Origin of the sequence: Limosilactobacillus pontis DSM 8475, from assembly GCF_001435345.1 — a bacterium.
Lineage (GTDB): Bacteria > Bacillota > Bacilli > Lactobacillales > Lactobacillaceae > Limosilactobacillus > Limosilactobacillus pontis.
On record NZ_AZGO01000007.1, the window covers coordinates 1 to 217 of the forward strand.

Here is a 217-nt window from a genome sequence, read left to right on the forward strand (position 1 = left end):
TAACTAATACGGATTGTCCAAAGTGCCATGAACAGATGAAAAAGATTGGTAATCATTTGTATAGCCGCGAAGTCCGGCTAAAGCCTGCTGAGTTGTACTGTGTGAATTTATACCAAGAAAGCTATAAATGTAATGACTGTGACGAAGATGGTAAAGATATGATCATTAGTAGCCAGATGCCACAATCATTATTGCCTCACAGTTATGTTTCCAGTAG

At 38.2% G+C, this 217-nt stretch carries 1 protein-coding gene; it reads left to right on the forward strand.

Translation table 11 applies throughout. The features are described 5' to 3' along the window. The coding region (locus FD34_RS08275) for an IS66 family transposase zinc-finger binding domain-containing protein (protein ID WP_420865315.1) at positions 1-217 on the forward strand (217 nt) is incomplete at both ends.